At 58.4% G+C, this 21,525-nt stretch carries 17 protein-coding genes and 1 pseudogene; 9 read left to right on the plus strand and 9 right to left on the minus strand.

Features of this window, described 5'->3' with window-relative positions:
• From EGX79_00005 to EGX79_00040, 8 genes and pseudogenes are all read right to left on the minus strand, one after another.
• A pseudogene (locus EGX79_00005) lies at nucleotides 1-532 on the minus strand (FAA hydrolase family protein).
• A gap of 89 nt (nucleotides 533-621) precedes the next feature.
• The gene (locus EGX79_00010; protein ID AYX80709.1) at nucleotides 622-1,818 is read right to left on the minus strand and encodes an acyltransferase; all 1,197 of its coding nucleotides are present in this window, start codon (nucleotides 1,816-1,818) and stop codon (nucleotides 622-624) included.
• Nucleotides 1,819-1,960: 142 nt separating this feature from the next.
• Complete coding sequence (dnaB, locus tag EGX79_00015) at nucleotides 1,961-3,553, minus strand: replicative DNA helicase (GenBank protein ID AYX80710.1); 1,593 nt, start codon at nucleotides 3,551-3,553, stop codon at nucleotides 1,961-1,963.
• Between the two features lie 735 nt (nucleotides 3,554-4,288).
• Nucleotides 4,289-4,741, minus strand: coding sequence for a 50S ribosomal protein L9 (locus EGX79_00020; protein ID AYX80711.1), 453 nt, complete (start codon nucleotides 4,739-4,741; stop codon nucleotides 4,289-4,291).
• Between the two features lie 100 nt (nucleotides 4,742-4,841).
• The gene (gene ssb / locus EGX79_00025) at nucleotides 4,842-5,408 is read right to left on the minus strand and encodes a single-stranded DNA-binding protein (protein AYX80712.1); all 567 of its coding nucleotides are present in this window, start codon (nucleotides 5,406-5,408) and stop codon (nucleotides 4,842-4,844) included.
• Between the two features lie 121 nt (nucleotides 5,409-5,529).
• Entirely contained in the window at nucleotides 5,530-5,817 is a 288-nt protein-coding gene (locus tag EGX79_00030; GenBank protein AYX80713.1) for a 30S ribosomal protein S6, read from the minus strand.
• Nucleotides 5,818-6,128: 311 nt separating this feature from the next.
• Nucleotides 6,129-6,320 carry a hypothetical protein gene (locus tag EGX79_00035; GenBank protein AYX80714.1) on the minus strand — a complete coding sequence of 64 codons (192 nt, stop codon included), beginning with the start codon at nucleotides 6,318-6,320 and terminating at the stop codon, nucleotides 6,129-6,131.
• Nucleotides 6,321-8,798 (minus strand): penicillin-binding protein, encoded by a 2,478-nt coding sequence (locus EGX79_00040; GenBank protein AYX80715.1) that lies wholly within the window; start codon nucleotides 8,796-8,798, stop codon nucleotides 6,321-6,323. It abuts the gene before it with no gap.
• Between the two features lie 655 nt (nucleotides 8,799-9,453).
• Between EGX79_00040 and EGX79_00045 the strand changes: the two genes are divergently transcribed.
• The 5 genes from EGX79_00045 to EGX79_00065 all read left to right on the plus strand — a co-directional run bounded on the left by EGX79_00045 (nucleotide 9,454) and on the right by EGX79_00065 (nucleotide 14,622).
• Entirely contained in the window at nucleotides 9,454-10,539 is a 1,086-nt protein-coding gene (locus EGX79_00045; GenBank protein AYX80716.1) for an inositol-3-phosphate synthase, read from the plus strand.
• Nucleotides 10,540-11,060: 521 nt separating this feature from the next.
• Nucleotides 11,061-11,552: a MarR family transcriptional regulator gene (locus tag EGX79_00050; GenBank protein ID AYX80717.1), complete on the plus strand. Its 492-nt coding sequence runs from the start codon at nucleotides 11,061-11,063 to the stop codon at nucleotides 11,550-11,552.
• Nucleotides 11,553-11,710: 158 nt separating this feature from the next.
• The gene (locus tag EGX79_00055) at nucleotides 11,711-12,643 is read left to right on the plus strand and encodes a universal stress protein (protein ID AYX80718.1); all 933 of its coding nucleotides are present in this window, start codon (nucleotides 11,711-11,713) and stop codon (nucleotides 12,641-12,643) included.
• A 43-nt stretch (nucleotides 12,644-12,686) separates the two neighbouring features.
• Nucleotides 12,687-13,103 carry a hypothetical protein gene (locus tag EGX79_00060; protein AYX80719.1) on the plus strand — a complete coding sequence of 139 codons (417 nt, stop codon included), beginning with the start codon at nucleotides 12,687-12,689 and terminating at the stop codon, nucleotides 13,101-13,103.
• Between the two features lie 142 nt (nucleotides 13,104-13,245).
• Nucleotides 13,246-14,622 (plus strand): IS30 family transposase, encoded by a 1,377-nt coding sequence (locus tag EGX79_00065; GenBank protein ID AYX80720.1) that lies wholly within the window; start codon nucleotides 13,246-13,248, stop codon nucleotides 14,620-14,622.
• 70 nt (nucleotides 14,623-14,692) lie between these two features.
• On the opposite strand, the gene EGX79_00070 is transcribed toward EGX79_00065, so the two are convergent.
• The gene (locus EGX79_00070; protein AYX80721.1) at nucleotides 14,693-17,611 is read right to left on the minus strand and encodes a leucine--tRNA ligase; all 2,919 of its coding nucleotides are present in this window, start codon (nucleotides 17,609-17,611) and stop codon (nucleotides 14,693-14,695) included.
• Nucleotides 17,612-17,671: 60 nt separating this feature from the next.
• Between EGX79_00070 and EGX79_00075 the strand changes: the two genes are divergently transcribed.
• From EGX79_00075 to EGX79_00090, 4 genes are all read left to right on the plus strand, one after another.
• Entirely contained in the window at nucleotides 17,672-18,283 is a 612-nt protein-coding gene (locus EGX79_00075) for an SdpI family protein (protein ID AYX80722.1), read from the plus strand.
• A 71-nt stretch (nucleotides 18,284-18,354) separates the two neighbouring features.
• The gene (locus tag EGX79_00080) at nucleotides 18,355-19,338 is read left to right on the plus strand and encodes a bile acid:sodium symporter (GenBank protein ID AYX80723.1); all 984 of its coding nucleotides are present in this window, start codon (nucleotides 18,355-18,357) and stop codon (nucleotides 19,336-19,338) included.
• Nucleotides 19,339-19,446: 108 nt separating this feature from the next.
• Nucleotides 19,447-20,577, plus strand: a complete 1,131-nt coding sequence (locus EGX79_00085) for a DUF695 domain-containing protein (GenBank protein ID AYX80724.1) — start codon at nucleotides 19,447-19,449, stop codon at nucleotides 20,575-20,577.
• 62 nt (nucleotides 20,578-20,639) lie between these two features.
• Complete coding sequence (locus EGX79_00090) at nucleotides 20,640-21,479, plus strand: hypothetical protein (protein AYX82656.1); 840 nt, start codon at nucleotides 20,640-20,642, stop codon at nucleotides 21,477-21,479.
• Nucleotides 21,480-21,525 lie beyond the last annotated feature (46 nt).

The following is a 21,525-nucleotide window of genomic DNA, read 5'->3' on the forward strand; positions in this document are numbered from 1 at the left end:
GCAACGTCTTCCCCTGTAGCCACTGCGCGGTAGCGTACTGGAAATCGCGCTGAGTGAAGTCATTCATAATCGCGTACCCAGCGATAGCGTCCTGTGCCTGCTCCTCCGACACCCGCAGGCAGGTCTCGCCGACGATAACCGCGAGCTCGCCTTCGTAATCGAGCTTCTCCGCGCAGGCCTCCGGCACTCGGATATCATCCTTCGCACCGGCGACGGCATCGGCAAACTTCGCAAATAACGTTGGCACCTCGGGGCGCTGGTGCCCCATCTCGTCGATGTGCGCGGCATAGTTCAAGCCGACGCAGACGATTTTGCCCGGCCGCGTAATCAGCGGTGCGAACGCCCACGCGCTCTCCGCCATGACGTTGTCAGGGTTGTTCCCCGCCTCCGCCAAGAGTTCTTCCGCTTCACGACGCCACGTTGGCCGCGCTAACACATCTCCGAGACAGTGGTCATCAAAAAGGACCGCTACGCCGTCGCCGAGAACAGCGGCGCGGGTTGCACCCTGGTATCGCAACGTTGCTAGACGCATGGCTTTCTCATTTCTTCATGGCTATTCTCTGTGTCACTTCTGCCGCCTGATCGGCTCCCGGTTCCACGCTACCGCCTTGTTGAGCTGAATTAGGAAGCAGGTTCGCTCTTAGGCTGCCGCGGAGCCTCGCCTTCAGGCAGGGAAGAAGGATTCTGACTGCGCTGAAGGGCACGCTGCCCCGGCGTAGTCATGCGCACTACCCACGCAGGACGGACAAAGAGCCACCCGGCACCGATGGCAAGCAGCAACCTGTGCAGACCAAGACACAGCATCGCCGCAATGATAGTCACCAGCGGCGTCATGATGACCAAATGTGGGTCCTTCGGCAGAATGAGGTCACAAATAATCATGACCACAACCAACATTGGAATGTGCATGAGGAAGATAGGCAGCGTTCGGCCGCCAACCTTTTCAAAGGGCACAACTAGGCGAGTGTTCTGCAGCATCGCCATAATATTGATTGCAGCCAGTGCGCCAGTGGTGGACAGGTACACGCGGGTGAAGCCGACGTTGCCTTCGTTAAAGCTCGAGTAGGTCGCCTGCACCCAGATCGCCACCGACAGGAACGCCGTCAGCGTCACTAGCAGTGAGAGGCCGCTGCGACGCTGTGCCATCCGGAAAATCCAGGGCGCACCGTACATGCCCAGCACGTAGAAGAACAGCATCTTGGTGACAAAGTCCCACGACCAGCTGGACGAGGCAAAAGGTGCCCATGCACTAATGAGGCCTGTAACGATGAGCTGAATCACCGGATGTACCCAGCGAAATGCTCGTGTGAGAATTGCGAACAGCGCCAGCGCCCACAGGAACCAAAGGTAGGAAGTTGGTTCGATGATCGCGTGAAGCGTGTTGTAAATTCGCGGCCCCCACGCGCTGTGGTCCGTGATCGGCGGCGGAGATACTATGCCATCGGCATCCACGTGCGTATACGGCATGAGGAAAAGCACGAAGTCACGCAGTGGAACCCAAATCACGTAGAGATAGACCATCACCCAGATTCGGCGATTGGCTAACTTATGCCACGACTCCTTAAGTGCCTTGCCGGCGAACAGCCCAGATAGCAGGAAAAACAGCGGCATACGGATTGGTCCGAGGAAGAAGTTAATCCCCGCCCACTGCGCCGTGTAGTAACCGTGCGCTTGCAGCTCTGTGATGGCATGGCCAAGCACAACTAAAAGAATGCACAGCCCCTTAGCCGCATCTACCCAACCGACGCGCTGTTTCGGCGCACTCTTCTGCCTTTTCGCTTTGGCCTCCGCTGCCACGGGAGCGGCAGTTGGTGACATAGTGCTTCCCCGCTTCCCGACGACTCCGCGTAACCCTCAAAACCTTCAAAACCATCAACGCACGAAAACTCGCCCTATTGACTGTCACTCACCTTACCTAGCCACCCGGATTGCACTAATTCTGGGTGGCTAGGCCAGGCACCTAGAGAGAACCGCTGGGCTCCTCCGCCAGGTTGGCGAACCTGGAGTAATGCAGCTGGTGGGCCACAGCAATGCTTCCGGTCGGTCCACCACGGTGCTTTGCGACGATAATATCCGCCTCACCAGCACGTTCATGGTCAGCCTCCTGCGAGTCCGGCCGGTAAATCAGCATGACGATATCGGCATCCTGCTCCAGCGAACCCGACTCACGCAGGTCCGAGACCTGTGGCTTCTTATCTGTGCGAGCTTCCGGACCACGATTCAGCTGCGAAATTGCAATCAGCGGTACCTCGAGCTCCTTCGCCAACAACTTGAGCTGACGGGAGAACTCCGAGACCTCTTGCTGCCTGGACTCGACTTTTTTACCCGAGCTCATCAGCTGCAGGTAGTCGACCACGATCATCTTCAGATCGTGCTTCTGCTTCAGCTGACGTGCCTTCGCGCGAATTTCCATCATGGTCAGGTTCGGCGAGTCATCAATAAACAGCGGAGCATCACGAATCTTGTCGCCGACCTCGACCAGCTTTGTCCAGTCCCGCTCATCCAGGTCACCGGAGCGCAAAGATGCCATGTTGATCTTCGCCTCTGCGGACATGATGCGCATCATGATTTCGTTGCGCGACATTTCCAACGAGAAAATTGCGCTGGTCATGCCGTTGCGAATCGAGGCCGAACGCATGAAGTCCATTGCAAGCGTGGACTTACCCACACCCGGACGGGCCGCAATAATCACCATCTGACCTGGGTGAAGGCCATTTGTCAGCTTGTCCAGGTTGGTAATCCCCGTCGGCACACCCTGCGCCAGACCGCCGTTTTGGGTAATAAGATCCAGTTCCTCCAGCGTGTCATCCAGGACATCGGCGATGGGAACGTAGTCATTCTTCGTGTTCTCACGTCCAACGCTGAAAATGAGCTGCTGCGCCTCATCCACCAGCTGCTCCGGCTCCGTGTCCTCCGCGCCCGCATAGCCAATCTGGGCGATTTTCGTGCCGGCCTCTACCAGGCGACGGATTGTCGCCTTCTCCGCAACAATGCGGGCATAGAACTGCGCATTCGCCGCCGTTGGCACCAGGGAGGCCAAGGTGTGCAGGTACAGCGGACCACCGATGCGCTCCAGGTCTCCAGTTCGATCCAGACGACCTGCCAGCAAAATGGGGTCAATTTCCGAGGACTCACCGTAGAGGTGCAAAATCGCCGAGTAAATCGTCTGGTGCGCTGGCCGGTAGAAATCCTCCGGCGTCAGCTGCTCGTACACATCCGCAACGACCTCTGAGTTCAGCAGCATCGCGCCGAGCACACTCTGCTCCGCCTCGATATTGTGCGGCGGGGTGCGCTCAAAAGTCGCGCCCGCGACCGCACTCGCACGAGCGCCACGACCACGGTCTCGCTCCCAGTCCCGCGCCCCAGATCCGCTTGCCGACGATCCGTTGCCCGAGCTCTGCGAGAAGGAATACTCCTCCGGTGGCGCATCCTCTACCGGCGGTTCCGGGGGCAGCGGAACGTCATCGAAGGAATCATCGTGGGAATTTACCGAGTAGGAGGACGCCTCGTCCCCTGCTCCGGAATGACCACCATCACCTACAGGCTGACTCATCGTGAGCAGCTCCTCCCCTTCTGGACCACTTAGGTGCCTTTTCAACCCTGTTGCTGACTGACCGTCACACTCAATATGTCTGTTCCGACCGCCAGCAGTGGACACCTGACTACCTACCGCAGTTATACCTGTTCGAGCGGATTGATGGACCTGTAAAAGTACCCTTGGAGTCCCCAGAAAACAATCTTCTACGGTGTTTATCCCCGAAGTTATCCACAGCACCTGTGGATAAGCCTGGGGAGAACATGTGCACAATCAAGAAAAGTCCAGGTGAACGGTCCGTAACCCTAAACCGCCGCTTGAATGTTAACGGGGGTAGCGGAGTTTCAATCCGAAAATATTCTATCTACGCAGGTCAGTGCGTATTTGCCTTAATCCTGCACAAATGTAATCCTCTGCTACCCCTTTAGCATCGATGCTGCTCATGCGGAGATTATTAACGATGAATTAATAAAAATCTCGCGCTCTCCAGAAAAGTTATCCACGGCAGCCAGGCAAGTTACCCACAGGTCTATCCACAGCAATCGTCGTTAGCCTGTGGACAAGTCGTAGACGCTCTTTCCAGCACCTGCGTAAAAGGCTTTAAACCAGCCTTAAACCACGAAAAGCCCCGACCTTTCACTACGAAAGATCAGAGCTTCACGTGTGCTGTTGTCATTGGGCCTCAGAGCCCGCGCAGTCTTTAAACGCGGTGCTCGTCAGCCGCCGTCAAAGTAAAAACTCTAAACCGCGAACTTACGCGGCGACGACCTGTACGGAAACATGCGCGGTAATCTGCGGGTGCAGCGCGATGTCAACGGTGTGCTTACCAAGGGACTTGATCTGGCTCGGAGCAAGCACGACTGCGCGCTTGTCGATAGCCTGACCGGAAGCCTTACGAACTGCATCGGCGATGTCACCCTTGGTGACAGAACCGAACAGCTTGCCATTTTCCGAAGCCTTCACAGCAACGGAGACGTTGTCGAGCGAATCAATCTTCTGCTTGACTTCACGTGCATGGTCGAGGTCGCGGATAGCGCGAGCCTCCTGGGCACGACGAATGCCCTCGATCTGCTTTTCTGCGCCGCGGGTGGCAACAATTGCCAGTCCGCGAGGAAGCAGGTAGTTACGTCCGTAGCCGGCCTTGACCTCAACGATGTCGCCTGCGACACCGAGCTTGTCAACGTCGGCGGTGAGGATCAGCTTCATGATCCCTGCCTTTCGCTGGATATGTCTTTAAAAGATTTTGAGAATTGTGGATGCTAAATCTGCTGCAAACTAGTCACGTAGTGCCGTGGCTGGAAGGAGTTTAGAACGGAGGCTCATCGCCGCCGAAGCCGCCACCGGCCGGAGGAGCTGAGTTCCACGGATCTTCCGCAGGAGCTCCGCCACCAAAACCGCGATCGCTCTGTCCACCCTGGTTGCCCTGGTTTCCACCAAAGCCACCGCCGAAACCACCACCGGCATTTCCACCCTGGCCGCGGTTGCCGCCGCCAAAGTTTCCACCGCCGTTGCGTGGAGTGCGCGTGACCTGAGCTCGAGCGAACTTCAGGGACGGGCCCACCTCATCGACCTCAACCTCAAAGACGGTACGACGCTCGCCCTCGCGGGTCTCGTAACTGCGCTGGCGCAGACGACCCTGGACGATGACGCGCATGCCCTTGGAGAGACTTTCGACAGCGTTCTCCGCTGCCTCACGCCACAGGCTGCAGGTGAGGAACATGCCCTCGCCGTCAACCCACTGGCCATCTCGGTACACCCGCGGAGTCGACGCAACGCGGAAATTCGCCACGGCGGTGCCATTCTGGGTGTACTTAAGCTCCGGGTCAGCAACCAAGTTGCCAACCACCGTGATTTGTACGTCTCCCTGAGCCATGCTTCTTCTCCTCGGTTGTATTCTGTCGAGCTGATGATGGGGCTTTCGCCCGCTATCCTACGACTTTCGCATTACCGGTGTGTCCCATTCGAGCACTCTGGTTACGCAAATATGACGCAGATTAACGATCAACCCGCAGCACCTTGGTGCGCAGGATGCTGTCGTTCAGATTCAGACGACGGTCGAGTTCCAGCACGGTTGCGGACTCGCAGGTGAGGTCGACGACAACGTAGATGCCGTCTTCCTTCTTCTCGATCGGGTAGGCGAGGTGGCGCTTACCCCAGATGTCCACCTTCTCCACCTTGCCGTTCTCCTTGCGGACAACGTCGAGGTACTTCTCCAGGGACGGGCCTACGGTGCGCTCATCCTGAGACGGATCGATAATAATCATTACTTCGTAGTGACGCACGGACCTCATCACCTCCTATGGTCTAGTTCTTGTATTTCGGCTACACAGCGTGGTGCGCTGGCACTGTCTTTCATGCCAACCGCTATGCAGCAGGAGGATCGTTGCGTCAAGCAACCCTGCCAGGGTACCGCAGGCAGAGGTATATGTCCTAATCGCAGGCGCCATCGGCAAGCAGTACTGGCAAGCGGTGTCAGGGCGCCGAATAGAAAGAGACGCACACAGAGCTACTGCGTGCGCCTCTTTGAATTGTGAAGTTGTCGCGTGCTTGGTGGGCAGTTAACGCTCTAGCAACTGACTACCTGGCCTGCGTCCTACATTGATGTCGAGGAAGCATGTGCCAACGCAATAATCACCGGAATGACTGTCGCGAATAGGAAAGCTGCCAGGCACAGAGCCCAAATGATTGCCGGTTTCCACTTCTGCATGAAGCCCCAAAAGGCCGTGCCGAACATCAGGAAGCCAATCGCGACGCAGACGATGGTGAAAATCACCCACGTGTCCACTTACTGTCCACCTCCAGGGTTACCGGGGTCTCCGCCGCCTTCATTGCCACCGCCGAAACCACCGCCTCCCGGAATCGGGATGGGCAGTAGGTCAGCGATTCCGCCGCCACCGCCTCCGCCATCGCCACCCGGAACCGGAAGCGGTGCAGGCTGCTCCTCGGAGGACTCAGAGGTCGACTCCTCGGCCGACTCCTCTTCTGTGGTCTCCGGGGCATAGCCCTGGTCATAGCCAGAGTCAGAGGTCGACGGCGCCTGGTACTGCGGCGCACCTGCGACACCACCGATTGGCTCCGGCTTGGTGAAGTACTCAAAGTCCTCGTTAGACAGTGCGTTATCCATGGTGTACTTCCACAGATCACCCGGGGTTTGCGAGCCGTACATGATGCCACCATAGGAGTTGTAGAGCGCCGAACCATCGACGTTGCCAACCCACACTGCAGTCGACAGCTGCGGTGTCGAACCGATCATCCACGCATCCTTGTTCTGGCCGGTGTCACCCAACTGCGTAGTACCGGTCTTGGCGGCCGACGGGCGACCACCACTCAAGGGCTTGTTGCTGTAACCGGCAATAGGCTCCATGGCCGATATCATATTGGTGGCCACTGCCTTGGAAACTCGACGGTCGCCCTTGTCAGCGTTGGACTCGTAAACAATCTCGCCCTTGGAGTTTTCGACCTTCTCTACGAAGTGAGTCTGCTGATAGACGCCATCGTTAGTCAGGGTAGCCAGACCAACGGCCATATCCAGCGGACGTGAGAGGTACTGACCCAGGGCGATACCGTCCTGCGAGTGACCGTTGTCGTCCATCAGAGTCTTTTCAATACCCGGGATGGACTCAGCCACGCCCAGACGATGAGCCATTTTGGCGGTGTCATCCGGACCATTCTTCAGGTCGCGCTGCAGGCGAATAAACGGGGTGTTCAGCGACTGCTTCAGGGACTCATAAAGCGGAAGCACGCCACCGCCGGCACCGCCGTCGTTGTGCAGAGTGACGTTACCGGACTGCACAGGTGCCGAAGAGTACTGCGCGGTCAGTGGAATACCTTGATCGAGAGCTGCTGCCAGCGCAAAAATCTTGAAAGTAGAGCCGGTCTGCAGACCGCTGTTTGCGTAGTCCCAACCAGTCGGATCGTCGCCACCGTAGTAGGCGCGGACAGCACCGGTCTTCGGCTCCACCGAAACGATGGCGGCACGCAAACCCGTTGACTGATCGACGTAGTTTTCCATCGCATCCAGGGCAGCCTGCTGCACCGTCGGGTCAATGGTCGTCGTAATGCGTAGACCGCCAGTGTTGACCTCCTGCTCGGAGATACCTTCGCGCTCCAACTCAGCCAGAACCTGATTCTTAATCATGGCAGCCGGGCCGGGCTCCGGAGCCTGCTTCGGCGCCAACGCCGGATCGATGGTCTCCGGGTACTGCATTCCCGCGCGGTCCTGCGGCGAGACGATGTTCATCTCCACCAGGCCATCGAGGACGTAGTTCCAACGCTGCTCAGCCTCCGGGCGGTTAGTCCACGGATCCAGTGCAGATGGACGCTGAATCGAGGCTGCCAGCACAGCACCCTCTTCGGCATTCAGCTCACCGACTTCCTTACCGAAGTAGGCCTTCGACGCTGCCGCGATACCGTATGCGTTACGACCAAAGTAAATCGTGTTGAGGTAGGCCTCAAGGATTTCGTCCTTAGTCCACTCCCGCGCCATCTTCGCCGACATGACCAGTTCCTTGGCCTTACGGGTCAGCGTGCGCTCATTGCCCACCACAGCATTCTTGACGTACTGCTGCGTAATGGTCGAGCCGCCACCGGCACTGGAATTACCAGTCACGACTCCCAGAGCCGCACGGGCATAACCAGTCAAGGAAAAACCCGGGTTGGTATAGAAATCACGATCCTCAGCTGCCAGCACTGCATTGCGTACAGCATCCGGCACCTTGTCGATAGTGATGTTGCTTCGGTTACCGCCCTCGGGGACGATGCGCGTGATTTCCTTTTCACCACTGCGGTCATAAATCACCGCAATCTGGCTATTGGCCAACTCCTCTGGCTCCGGCACGTCCGTTGTCGCATAAGCAACACCGAACACAACTACCGGCAACAGCACGACCAGCGCCACGGCTAGACCGAGCCACGCTAAAATTCGCCGCTTATTATCAGTCGGCTGTTCTTCTTGCGCCATCGAGCTTTCCTCTTCATGGTCATCTGGTTCATGGTCATCTGGGGCGTACTGCCCCTTCTCCGGGTCCGGCTCGCTTGCCGACGTCATCTCTGAATCGGTAGCCAGACCCTCGTCACTGCCACCGACCGAAACAGCATCAATGCTGTCGCTGGAATCGTCGTCAAGCGATGCGTCATCGGAGCGTGCGTGCGTATTGAAGGAATCAGCATCCGGCTGATCCCACCACTCGCCTGATGAATTAGAACCCTGGCCCTCGTGAGGGCTGTTAGGACCGCCTGGGCTATCGGGTCGATCATTGCTCACGGGTGCTCTCCCTAGTTTTCTGACTCTTCTCGAGCTGCCTGAAGTGTCCGGGTCAGGAAACTCCACTTGCAGTCGGGGCACACCTCAACTTCTTTGACGGTGCACGAACCATATTCATTAACTATTGCGGATAATTCGTTTTCAGTACAAGCAGAGCCGGAACGACGGCCCAAGTTTTCTCCGAACACCCAGAATACGAGTCGGAGGTCGAATTTGCGACATACTGGGCACTCTTCCTGGGGCTTTCTGCCGTGAAAACGCGCGGCAGCGACCAGCCGAGCATCGGCATCACAGAGTGATTTCCGTGAAATCTCCCCTGCACGCCACTGCTCCAATAACTGCTTCTTGAGCAAGGAGTGATCGATCTCGCCCTGCCATGTCATCACGAAGACAGATTAGCAGGCGCGTGCGGGCTGATTTCACCCCCGCTTTATCGGTAAACACATGCCCCCTCACGGTTCGGGCATCGGCAAAAAACGCATAAAGGTATAACGTCACGCTCGTTACCTCAATGCGTGCACCCACTCACGGCCGCACCGCTGGCGTAAGGCCCTGGCGCGGGGTCCTGATGCTAGGTCCTGATGCGAGTTCCCGGTGTGAGTTCCCGGCGCGAGGTCAAAGCCTCCGAGCACATAGTTTCAAGGAGAATTACCAAATGAGTTCAATTCGCGTCGCTATCGTCGGCGTCGGCAACTGCGCTTCCTCCCTGGTGCAGGGTGTCGAGTTCTACCGCGATGCAAAGCCCGATGAGACCATTCCTGGCCTCATGCACGTCGTCTTCGGCGACTACCACGTCTCCGATGTCGAGTTCGTCGCAGCTTTCGATGTTGACGACAAGAAGGTCGGCAAGGACCTCTCCGAGGCCATTGTTTCCTCCGAGAACTGCACCATCAAGATTGCCGATGTCCCGACTCTCGGCGTTGAGGTTCAGCGCGGCCCGACCCTGGATGGCGTTGGCAAGTACTACGCGGACACCATCGACGAATCCCCGGCTGAACCGGTCGACGTTGTTCAGGCGCTGAAGGATGCCAAGGTCGATGTCCTGGTCTCCTACCTGCCGGTCGGTTCAGAACAGGCTGACAAGTTCTACGCACAGTGCGCCATTGACGCTGGTGTAGCTTTCGTCAATGCCCTGCCGGTCTTCATCGCTTCCGACCCGGAGTGGGCCAAGAAGTTCGAAGACGCAGGGGTTCCGATTGTCGGCGACGACATCAAGAGCCAGGTCGGCGCAACCATCACCCACCGCGTCATGGCCAAGCTATTTGAGGACCGCGGTGTTCGCCTCGAGCGCACCCTGCAGCTCAACGTCGGCGGCAACATGGACTTCAAGAACATGCTCGAGCGCGACCGCCTCGAGTCCAAGAAGATCTCCAAGACCCAGGCCGTCACCTCCAATCTCACCGGTCCGCTGGCCGGCAAGATCGACGACCGCAACGTCCACATCGGCCCGTCGGACTGGGTGGACTGGCTGGATGACCGCAAGTGGGCCTACGTCCGACTCGAGGGCAAGGCCTTCGGCGAGGTGCCGCTGAACCTTGAGTACAAGCTCGAGGTCTGGGACTCCCCGAACTCCGCTGGCATCATCATCGATGCTGTTCGCGCTGCCAAGATCGCCAAGGATCGCGGCATCGGCGGCCCGGTCTACGCCGCTTCTTCCTACCTGATGAAGTCCCCGCCGAAGCAGCTTGCCGACGATGTTGCGCGAGCACAGCTCGAAGCATTCATCAAGGGCGAAGACTAAAAGGTACAAGCACTCAAAAGTACAAGCGAGCAGCTCCGAGAGCATGTGCCTTGAAAAGTGCCAGCCGGTTACCCATGCGGTAGCCGCTGGCGCTTTTGTGCTTCTCTCTCCCCTATCCTCCCCGCGTCTCTTCCACGCCTTCTCGCCCTACTCGCTGCTGCGCCCATCTCGTCCCCGCCATGGATGCGTGCGCTGCAGTCGTCGTAAAGCAGAAAGCAATACACCCGCGAGGATGAATCTGCGAGACATATCACAAGCCAAAAGCATTCGCGAAAGTAGCCGTATGGCTACCTCCAACCCAACGTTCTAAGTACAGAAGAAGTGACACTTTAGGGGGTTTCTGCCAGCACCGAAAAACCTTATACGCAGATAGGTTTAATGTTTTGTACTGGGGTTTTAGATGTTTGGTGGAAAATTCCTGGTGATTTCATCGCCGAAATCACCAGTTGTAGAAAAATAAATAGCACCCCAAATAAATTTCGTATTGGCAACTAGCACTGTTCGCATATAACATCGTCGCTATGACATTATCTTCGGGCTCGATTGGCAATCCTGATGCCGTTACTCCTCTGTCGCTCGCTAAGCGCATTCGCCCTCTCCTGACTCGCGCTGAGCTGCTCTACAGCCGCCGCTCCTCGGAGTCCCAGCTCAGCCGCGCGCAGCTGTCCATCATGATGACCCTGGAGGCACTGGGCGCCTGCCGTATCAGCCAGTTGGCTGAGGCCGAGGCCATCCGCATGCCCACCGCCTCCAACGCCGTGCACCACTTGGAGGTCGCCGGCATGGTGGAGCGCGTCCGCGACAGCAAAGACCGCCGTGGCGTCCGCGTTGAACTGACCGACCGTGGCCGTGAAGAGCTGCACCGTGTTTCTGAAGAGCGCAATCAGCAGATGGCGGAGATGTTCAGCACGCTGACCCAGGAAGAGCTGGAATTTGGTGCTGGTCTTGAGACGATTCTGTCCAAGATCCTCGAAAACTACCCGGAGCACCCAAAGACAAACCCAAGCGTCTAGTCTCTTTTCCAGCTAGCCCTGCCCGCTTTAAGCCCACAGGCAGGATACATAGCTTTTACACGTCCTCGGTGCCGTTTTAAATATGCCCGCCTATCCACGTAGGCTATTACCCAGAAGCACCACTTGGATATTTCTGAGTAATCACAGGAGGATTAGCGATGGCTTCCCGCCCGCTTCGTATCATGATTGCGTGGCGTCCAGGCGAGTACGGCACCGAAACGCTTGCTTACGCCGCTTGGTTAGCTCGCACCACGAAGGTGCAGATTCGCGTTGTCAGCGCACTGTCGCGCGGCTGGCCGCTGACCTCACTGGCTCGGTTGAGCACCAATGACTCCTGGGTTTCCCACGAAACCGAGTCTCTTGAAAAAATCATCAAGGATGAGCTTAAGCTCGCTGGCCTGCGCAAGGGCATGCTTGACGACGATGCCGTACGGATCATCGAATCCTCCAGCGAATCCACAACTATCTGCAACGAAGCCGAAGAATTCGAAGCCGATGTGGTTTTGCTTGGCACCCGCCGAAGCAATACCAAGGACTGGACCGCCAAGAACCGCAGTCGCTTTACTGCGGGATCAACCTCTGATGCGCTGCTGCATTACTCGCCAATCCCGCTGGGATTGGCGATCCCCGGCGCGAAGCTTTCTAAGCACGGTGTGACCCGTGTCAGCATTTGCTACATTGACACCCCACAGTCGCACCACGCATTGAATAAGGCTGCTGACCTGGCATATCGCTGGGAAGTTCCCCTGCGTTTGGTCTCGTTTACGCCGCGTGGTGCGACCATGTACCCGACGGAGAACGGCTACGGCCCCTCCTCTGACCTGATGATTGAGTGGCGCGAGCAGGCTATGGGCCTGCTCGACCGCGGTATGGACCGCGCGCATACCCGTTACCCAGACCTTTCCATTGATGCGGAAGTAGCCTCCGGCAACGGTTGGGAAGAGGCCATTCAGTCCATCAAGTGGAAAAAGGGAGACTTGCTCGTTTTGGGTTCGTCTACTCTTGGCCCATTCGGGCGAATTTTCATCGGCTCGTCGACTAACCACATCGTTCGCCACAGCCCGGTGCCAATGCTGATTACTCCGGCCTAGTATGGCAGGCACATCAGACGGCATTTAGAGGCGAGGGGAGCAGATGGTGGATAATTCACCGAAGCGCAGTACACCAGAGCGCAATGAGGATGAAATCTTCGACGAGCTTGAGCGCAAGATGTATTCCGGCAAGCGCGCCTACATCTACACCGCGGGTGTGATTCTTACGACGCTGCTCGCGGGCCTCATTATTGGCATCGCCGGCGCCATTGTCGGTGGCCCCACCTGTGATGCGGGTAAGTCCAGCTTCCTCTGCTCCCGCACTTGGGAGATCCTTTTCCCCGTTGTCCCGGGCGTAATCTCCCTGGTCGGCTGCCTTTTGGGCTTCTGGCAGACCTACGTGGAGTGGAAGAACTTCCGCAACTGGCGCGCGTGGCTCGCTATGTGCTGGGTGCTCATGCCCTTCACTTTGATGTGGATGCTCTCCACATTCGGCGTCCTGATTCTGGGCGTTAAGTAGGGGTAAGAGGCGGCCAGCCTCGGAGCCACCCCTTGAGGCTTTTGCGAGAAAGTCTCAAGCGAGAAAGTGTCTGGGTTTATGTCAAATTTGAGCCGGTAGGTTCAGGCGGTGAATGCATCACCACTTTCGACCAGGAGAAGTAGTGAAGCAAACCCGCCGAACGAAATACAGTGCCATCAAACCCATTGCGCTTCAACACATTGCCAACGGGGCATCAGCAAGCGCAGTTGGACGCGATTTAGCGATTCCCTCACCAACTGTCAGGCGGTGGGCGCGACAAGCCGGAATTGCGATTCAGCACCAATCGCACTGCCCGAAGTTATCGATGATGGATAAGCATCGCGTGATCTACGAGATGCTTATGGCCGGCTCATATAGTGTTGCCGAGATTGCCGCGCAGGCTGGGGTGTGCACAACCACGGTGTATAACCGGCGGGCTAGTTTAACCACTATGAATACCCGCAGTCGGATAACACCTGGTGATGTATCTCGTGTTGGCGCTGGTCGGCGGCTAGGGCTGGCCGAACGCTTACTTATTGCCGATTGCCTGCGGGCAGGTCATTCGCACCGGCGTATCGCCCAGATAGTCTGTCGTAGTCAATCCACTATCAGTCGTGAAATCGCACGCAACAGCGTCGATGGTATCTACGATGCCTATCACGCTGATCAGGCCAGCCGCGGGCGTCTTGCTCGTCCAAAGCCGCGCAAACTCGATGACAATCGATTCTTACGCGCCCAGGTTGTCAATCTGCTCAACCGTGGCGCCTCGCCGCGTCAGGCCAGTGGCAGGTTGGCTGCACTGTGGGGTGATAATACGTCCATGACTATTAGCCACGAGTCGATTTACCAGGCCCTTTACGTACAAGGGGCAGGCAGCTTGCGCAAAGAACTTGTGTTTGAAAAGTCCTGCCGGACTACCCGGCCAGGGCGTAAACCCCGCTCGCTTCTCGCAGGGGTGCCCAAGCCACGTGGAAAACGCTGGACTCATGATGCCAATATTTCACTTCGCCCAGCCGAAGCCAATGATCGTGCGGTACCCGGTCATTGGGAAGGCGATTTGATTATTGGCGCAGATGGCACCAGTGCTTTAGCGACGTTGGTGGAACGCCGCAGCAGGTTTGTGCTGCTCGGCAGACTCGGCACTGACCATACTGCCGCCAGTGTCAATGAGGTGATGGTACGGATGATTCGTCGGCTCAAAGAGTCGATGGACACCACGATTTCGACGTTGACCTGGGATCAGGGAGTGGAGTTTGCCAAACACACGGAGTTTTCTGTCGCGGAGAATATCCAGGTGTTTTTCGCCGATCCGCATTCGCCGTGGCAGCGAGGTAGCAATGAGCGGATGAACCGGGATATCCGGTTTTATTTCCCCAAAGGCACCAACTTTACCGATGTCACCGACCAAGAGGTCGCCGAGGCGGAAGCATTGCTGAATAACCGGCCACGGGTAGTGCTCGACGGGTTAACTCCCCGGGAGGTAATCTCTGGTGTTATCCATGATGCAATGACCGCCTGACCCTACCGCCGATTTTAGGCTTCAAACTGACATAAACCCAGACACTTTCTTGTAGGCATTAGCCTCCCGGCTACTTCTTCACAACTAGATTGACCATCTTGCCCGGAACGACAATGACCTTCACGATATTGCCACCGGCGTTCTCCACAGCTGCGACAACCTTTTCGTCGGCACGCGCGGCGGCCTCGATGTCCTCGCGGGAAGCATCGGTAGCCACGTCAATGCGAGCGCGAACCTTGCCGTTGATCTGAACTGGCAGCTCAACGGTGTCGTCGACCAGCCACTTTTCGTCAACTGCCGGCCACGGACCGTGTGCCAGGGACTCGGTGTGGCCGAGACGGCTCCACAGTTCCTCCGCGATGTGCGGTGCCACAGGGCCAAGCATGAGGGCCAGCGGTTCCACGGCGGCGCGCGGGGCACCGGTCGAACCGTAGGTCTTAGTCAGGTAGTTGACGTACTCAATGAGCTTTGCGACGGCCGTGTTGTCACGCAGCTCTGCGTAGTCAGAGGTAACCCCTTCCACGGTGCGGTTGAGCGCCTTGAGGTCGTCGTCGGAAAGCGCTGCGTCCGTGACGGCGAGCTCACCGGAGTCCTCATTGACCACCAGGCGCCAAGCGCGCTGGAGGAAGCGCTGCGAGCCGACCAGATCCTTCGTCGCCCACGGGCGGGAGGTGTCCAGCGGACCCATGGCCATCTCGTAGACGCGCAGGGTGTCAGCGCCGTAGTTGTCGCAGACCTCGTCGGGGGAGACGGCGTTCTTCAGGGACTTGCCCATCTTGCCGTACTCCTGGAAGACCTCCAGGTCAGAGCCGTCTTCGGCACCGCCTGGGATGAGGAACTTACCATCGCGCTCAACAACCTGATCCGCCGGCTGGTAGACACCACGGGCATCGGTGTATGCGTAAGCCTGGATGTAGCCCTGGTTGAACAGACGGCGATACGGCTCCTTGGAGGTCACGTAGCCGAGGTCGAAGAGGACCTTGTGCCAGAAGCGGGAGTAGAGCAGGTGCAGCACTGCGTGCTCGACGCCACCGACGTAGAGGTCGACGCCGCCTGGGTCGTCCTTACCGTGAGTCTCCGGGCGAGGGCCGGTCCAGTAGCGCTCGTTTTCCAGGTCAACGAACTCCTCAGCGTTATTCGGGTCGATGTAACGCAGCTGGTACCAGGAGGAACCTGCCCAGTTCGGCATGACATTGGTGTCACGGCGGTACTTCTTCTTGCCATCGCCGAGATCGAGCTCGACATTGACCCAGTCAGTGGCCTTGTCCAGTGGAGCCTTTGGCTCGGTGTCAGCATCGTCCGGGTCGAAGGTGACCGGCTTGTAGTCCTCGACCTCTGGCAGCTCGACCGGAAGCATGGACTCGGGCAGCGCGTGGGCGTGACCGTCCTCGTCGTAGACGATGGGGAAGGGCTCGCCCCAGTAGCGCTGGCGGGCGAACAGCCAGTCGCGCAGCTTGTACTGGACCTTCTCGTGACCCGCACCTTCCTTCTCCAACCACTCAATGACGGTGGCGATGGCGGTGTCCTTGTCCAGGCCATTGATGTCCAGGCCGGAATCATTGGCGGAGTTCACGCACGTACCGTTACCGACGTACGCCTCCTTTGCAATGTCACCACCTGCGACGACCTCGCGGATTGGCAGACCGAAGGCAGTGGCGAACTCGTAGTCGCGCTCATCGTGGGCCGGGACAGCCATGATGGCACCGGTGCCGTAGCCAATCAGGACGTAGTCGGAAATGAATACCGGCACCTGCTCACCGCTCACCGGGTTGGTGGCGTAAGCGCCCAGGAAGACACCGGTCTTTTCCTTGTTCTCCTGGCGTTCCAGGTCGGACTTGGAGGCAATTGCGGCGCGGTAAGCGGCGACGGCCTCGGCTGGGGTTTCCTTGCCGAAGGTCCAGCGCTCATCCACGCCCTCGTAGGAACCGCTGCCGGCTTCAACCAGCTGATCCACCAGCTCGCGCTCAGGAGCGAGCACCATGTAAGAGGCTCCGAAGAGAGTGTCCGGACGAGTGGTGAAGACCCTGATCTTGGTGGAGACCTTCGGGCCGACCTCGGCTGTGAAGTCGACCTCGGCACCGCGGGAGCGGCCGATCCAGTTGCGCTGCATGGACTTGACCTTGTCCGGCCAGTCCAGCAGCTCCAGGTCGTCGACCAGGCGGTCAGCGTATGCGGTGATGCGCATCATCCACTGGCCCAGCCGCTTGCGGAACACCGGGAAGTTACCGCGCTCCGAACGGCCCTCGGCGGTCACTTCTTCGTTGGACAGCACAGTGCCGAGGCCCGGACACCAGTTGACCATCGAATTCGACTGGTAAACCAGACGGAATTCGTCGACTGCTTCGCGCTGCTCGGTCTCGCTGAGCTCAGCGTAGACGCGACCGTCCTTGGTAGCCATCTCGCCCGACTCCAACAGTGGAATCAGCTCATCGATGCGACGGGCCTTCTTCTGATCCTCATCGAACCAGGCGTTGTAAATCTGCAGGAAAATCCACTGCGTCCACTTGTAGTAGTCCTGGTCAGTGGTCGCGAAAACACGGCGGCGGTCATGGCCAAGTCCCAGGCGGCCCAGCTGTCGCTCCATGTTGGCGATATTCGTTTCCGTCGTCACGCGCGGGTGCGTACCGGTCTGGATTGCGAACTGCTCCGCCGGCAGACCGAAGGCGTCGTAGCCCAGGGTGTGCAGCACGTTTGCGCCCTGCATGCGGTGGAAGCGCGCGAAGACGTCGGTGGCGATGTATCCCAGCGGGTGGCCTACGTGCAGACCGACACCGGACGGGTACGGGAACATGTCCTGGACGAAAAGCTTGTCCTTCGGCGGAGTCGAGCCGTCGGCAGCTGCCAAATCGCCCACCGGGTTGGGGGCGTAGAAGGTGCCGTTATCTTTCCAATACGCCTGCCACTTTCCCTCTAGCTGAGTCGCCAGCTCGGGGGAGTAGCGGTAGTCGGTGGCTTCTGCCGAGGACGAGGACTTTTCGCTGTTGGTCATGGTCTCACAGTCTAATAGGTGCGTTTGGCACGTGCTCAACCACCTATATAAATTGGAAGCATGATTGTCATCCCTGTAATTACCCTGGTTCTGGCTGTTTGCATAGCCGTTGTCGCTGGTTTGGCATGGTCGGCGAAGCTACCGGGTAATAACTGGATCGGAATTCGTGCGCCTGAGGCTCGAAAGTCCCAGGAAAACTGGGATATTACGCACCGCGTTGCCGGCCCGCCGTGGGCTGTGTCCGCTGTCGCTTTCCTCGGTGCCACCATGCTCGGCTTCCTCGCCATCCGCCCGGAGGCCTCTGGTTGGATGTGGCTGTGGTACGCCGTCGCTCTGCTCGCCGGTATCGCCATGCTCGGCATTGGTGCGGCTATCGGCTCGCACACCATCGCGCTTTACGACGCCAAGGTCTCCGCCGAGTCCGGCTCCGGTTGTGGGTGCGGTGACGGTGACAGCGGCTGTGGCTGTGACTCCGCCGCCACTGATGCCGCCGACACTGCGGCTGATGATGCCTGCTGCTCCGACAACCCGGCAGCAGACTGCGGTGTCTCCGGTGGCTGCAGCTCCTGTGGCCTGGAAGGACTGTGCACGGACAAGGGCTCATCCGCGAATGCCACTTTCAAGCCTGTGGACAAGGATGCGCTGCGCAAGGCAGCTGAGCAGAAGAAGTAAAAAATTATTGCAGAGAAAAGCTTCTGCAAAATAGTAAGACAACATCTGGTTGCCCACTAAGCTATTTGTCCATGTGGCAACGAATTGTGAATTGGCGTCCAGATCCCCTCATCGTCGGTATCGTTGCTGCAGCGATACTGGCGATTATTTTTCCTGCAAGCGGCACTACCGCTGAGGTTTTCAGCTGGGCCACAAAGATCGCCATTGGCTTCTTGTTCTTCCTCTATGGCGCGCGCCTGAGCCCGCAGGATGCGTTGGCCGGTGTTAAGCATTGGCGGCTGCACATAACCATTCTGGCTTTCACATTCGTGCTGTTCCCAATCCTCGGCCTGCTGATGAAACCCCTGGATTGGATTCTTTCTCCTGGCCTCTACCTGGGCATTTTGTACATGACGCTGGCACCGTCGACGGTGCAGTCGAGTGTGAACTTCACGTCCATCGCCAAGGGCAATGTCGCCGGCGCCATCGTCAGTGCCTCGGCATCTAACCTGCTGGGCATTGTGGTCACACCGGTGCTGGTGATGCTGTTGATGGCCACCGGTGGCGGCATTCATGTGGATTCGTCGGTGTTCTTGGATATTTCGCTGCAGTTGCTGCTGCCATTCGCAATCGGCCAGCTCACTCGCCGTTGGACCCTGAAGTTTGCCGCCGCGAAGACGACTAAGAACGTTGACCGCCTATCCATCGCAATGGTCGTTTACGCAGCCTTCTCCGAGGGCATGGTGCAGGGCATCTGGTCGAAGGTGCCGGCAGGGGACATTGTCATCCTGTGTGTGCTTTCGGTCGTGCTGGTGGAATTCGTTTTGCGGTTGTCCGGATTCATCGCAAATAAGATGGGCTTCGACCGCAAGGACCGCATTGCGATTCAGTTCTGCGGTTCGAAGAAGTCCCTGGCCACCGGTCTGCCCATGGCTGCCGTTATCTTCGGTGCCGATGCCAGCCTCTACATTTTGCCGCTGATGATTTTCCACCAGATTCAGCTGATGATCTGTGCGGTCTACGCCGCTCGCTGGGGCAAGGAAGCAGAAGCTGAGCCGGAGCCACAACCCGCTTAACGCGGTCTAGCGCATGGACCCGAGGGGCGAATCCGGCTTGGCACATATACTGGGGCGCACAACATAAGGTTCGGTTTTAAACGAGCAAACGAAAGTGTGAGATTCAGCATGGCTAACGAGAATCCGGCTCCGTTCTCCCCGGAACAGCGCGCCGCAGAAGAGACCGCGATCAATGAGTTCTGGTCGTGGTGGAACTCTTTTGGCGCCGATGCGCTCGACTCGATGTTTAGTGTCCAGCTCGGTATCGATGGTGCCCCGAACGCCGCCGATGTGGACATTATTGATGTCCAGAAGGAGGTCGGCGGCCGCATCGCCGCTATTAATGACCGGCTCATCTGGGGGTTTGAGGCTGGCGCTCCGTATTCTCGCCATCTTCTGACTGTGAGCGCTGCCGGCGATCCGGAGCTGCGCCCGGTCGCTCGCCGTTGGCTGGAGGCCGCGCCTGACGACGGCGCGGTGTGGTCTTTCACCGACCTCCGCCAGGCGGATCCGGCGATGAAGCTGTCGCTGGGGGATGTCGCAGCTACGTTGGTTGCACAGGGTGCTCTCGAGGCCGATGCTCCCGCCGAGGTCGATCCGGCAGACGCCCGCGTGGCTGTTAGCAGTGGTCATGGGGCAGTGGACGTTCGCCTATTCCACCCGCTGTTCCCGGCAATTGCTCAGTTGGAGGACGGTGAGCGCTTGGTAGCTCAGCTAGGTTTCACACTGCTGCAGCTGGCTCTGGGAGAGGAGGACTTCGGCCTGTGGCTGCGCGGTTTCGCCTTCGCTGGCGAGGAGCCGGAAGATGCTATCCCGCTACCGGAGCTGGGCGGTGTCGTCGAGCAGCTCGCGGAAGAGTGCCCGGAGTGGCTCACCATTGATGCCGAAGCCAACGGCCAGCCGCTCGTCGTCGCTACTCGCGCTCCGATTACGCAGCTGGTGAGCCCGACTATGACGCAGCATGTGCTGATTCAGCTCATGCTCGCTCACATTGACGACAAGGGCTTGCCGACGGACGAGTCGAAGGAATCCCTCTCCGAGTTCAATACCGCTGCCGCTGAAGCCATCGCTGAGGACAAGGGTATTTTTGTCGCAACTGAGCAGTCCGACGGTATGGCTCTGCTGCACTTCTTTATTGACCCGGCATCTGATGCGGAGGCGGGTCTGCGAGCTGTTGCGCAGACGTGGACCGACGGAGAGCACGTTGTCGACACCGCTTACGATCCAGCTTGGCAGCGCGTCGGCCACCTGCGCGTGTAGATTGGTTTTTTGTTATGAACGCTCGTCATCGTCTTACTCCACGGCCTTCCCGCGCGATTCGCATGGGTCTTACCGGTGTCATCGCTGTCACCAGCCTTCCGCTGGCAGCTGGAAACGTCGCTGCGGCTCCGCAGCCAAAACTGACTCCGCAGGGCACTATTGATGCTCCGGGGCGAACCCAGATCAGCTTTACCCACACCCCAAGTGGCACGCACTACGGTACGGCGAACGAGAATGAAGCTCGTCCGGGGCTTTCGATTGTCAAGCTCTACATTGCGGACTACGTCTTCAAACATGGCACAGAAGCGGACAAGGCGAAGGCCACAGAGATGATTCGCTACTCCGATGACAATATCGCCAGTGAGCTCTATGGCCGTTACCCGGATTCCATCAACGCCACTGCGCGTGAATACGGCCTCAGCAACACCCACGATGCAGGTCACTGGGGAAATTCAACTACGTCCAGCGCGGACACTGTGAAGTTCCTGGAGGCCAAGAAGCGTGAGAACACTTCTGACCCGGTTCTGGTTGCTATGAGCACCGCGTCACCTGTGGCAGCGGATGACTACCGTCAGGATTACGGCACCGCCACGCTGCCGGGTGTTATTGGCACAAAGTGGGGTTGGTCCGATGACCGCCAGAGCGTTCACGCCTCGGCATCCATTGGACCTGACTTCAGCGTCGCTGCTAACACCTACGGCACGAAGGAAACTCACACCAGCGATGTTCAGAATGCCTTCGACGGCACGCTGGGCACTCCATCGCTGCCGGACATCCCAGGCGTCCCGAACCTGCCCGAGAGCCCAAATCTCGGCGAACTACTGAATCTGCCGGAATCCCCGCAGCTGCCCCAGATTCCGGGACTACCGGACTTCACTGGTCAGGTACCGGCACAGTTCTAGCCACTGCCGCTAGCCACTGGTCCGCTGGCACCGTCCCACACACAGC

Origin of the sequence: Corynebacterium jeikeium (genome assembly GCA_003955985.1) — a bacterium.
Classification (GTDB): domain Bacteria; phylum Actinomycetota; class Actinomycetes; order Mycobacteriales; family Mycobacteriaceae; genus Corynebacterium; species Corynebacterium jeikeium_D.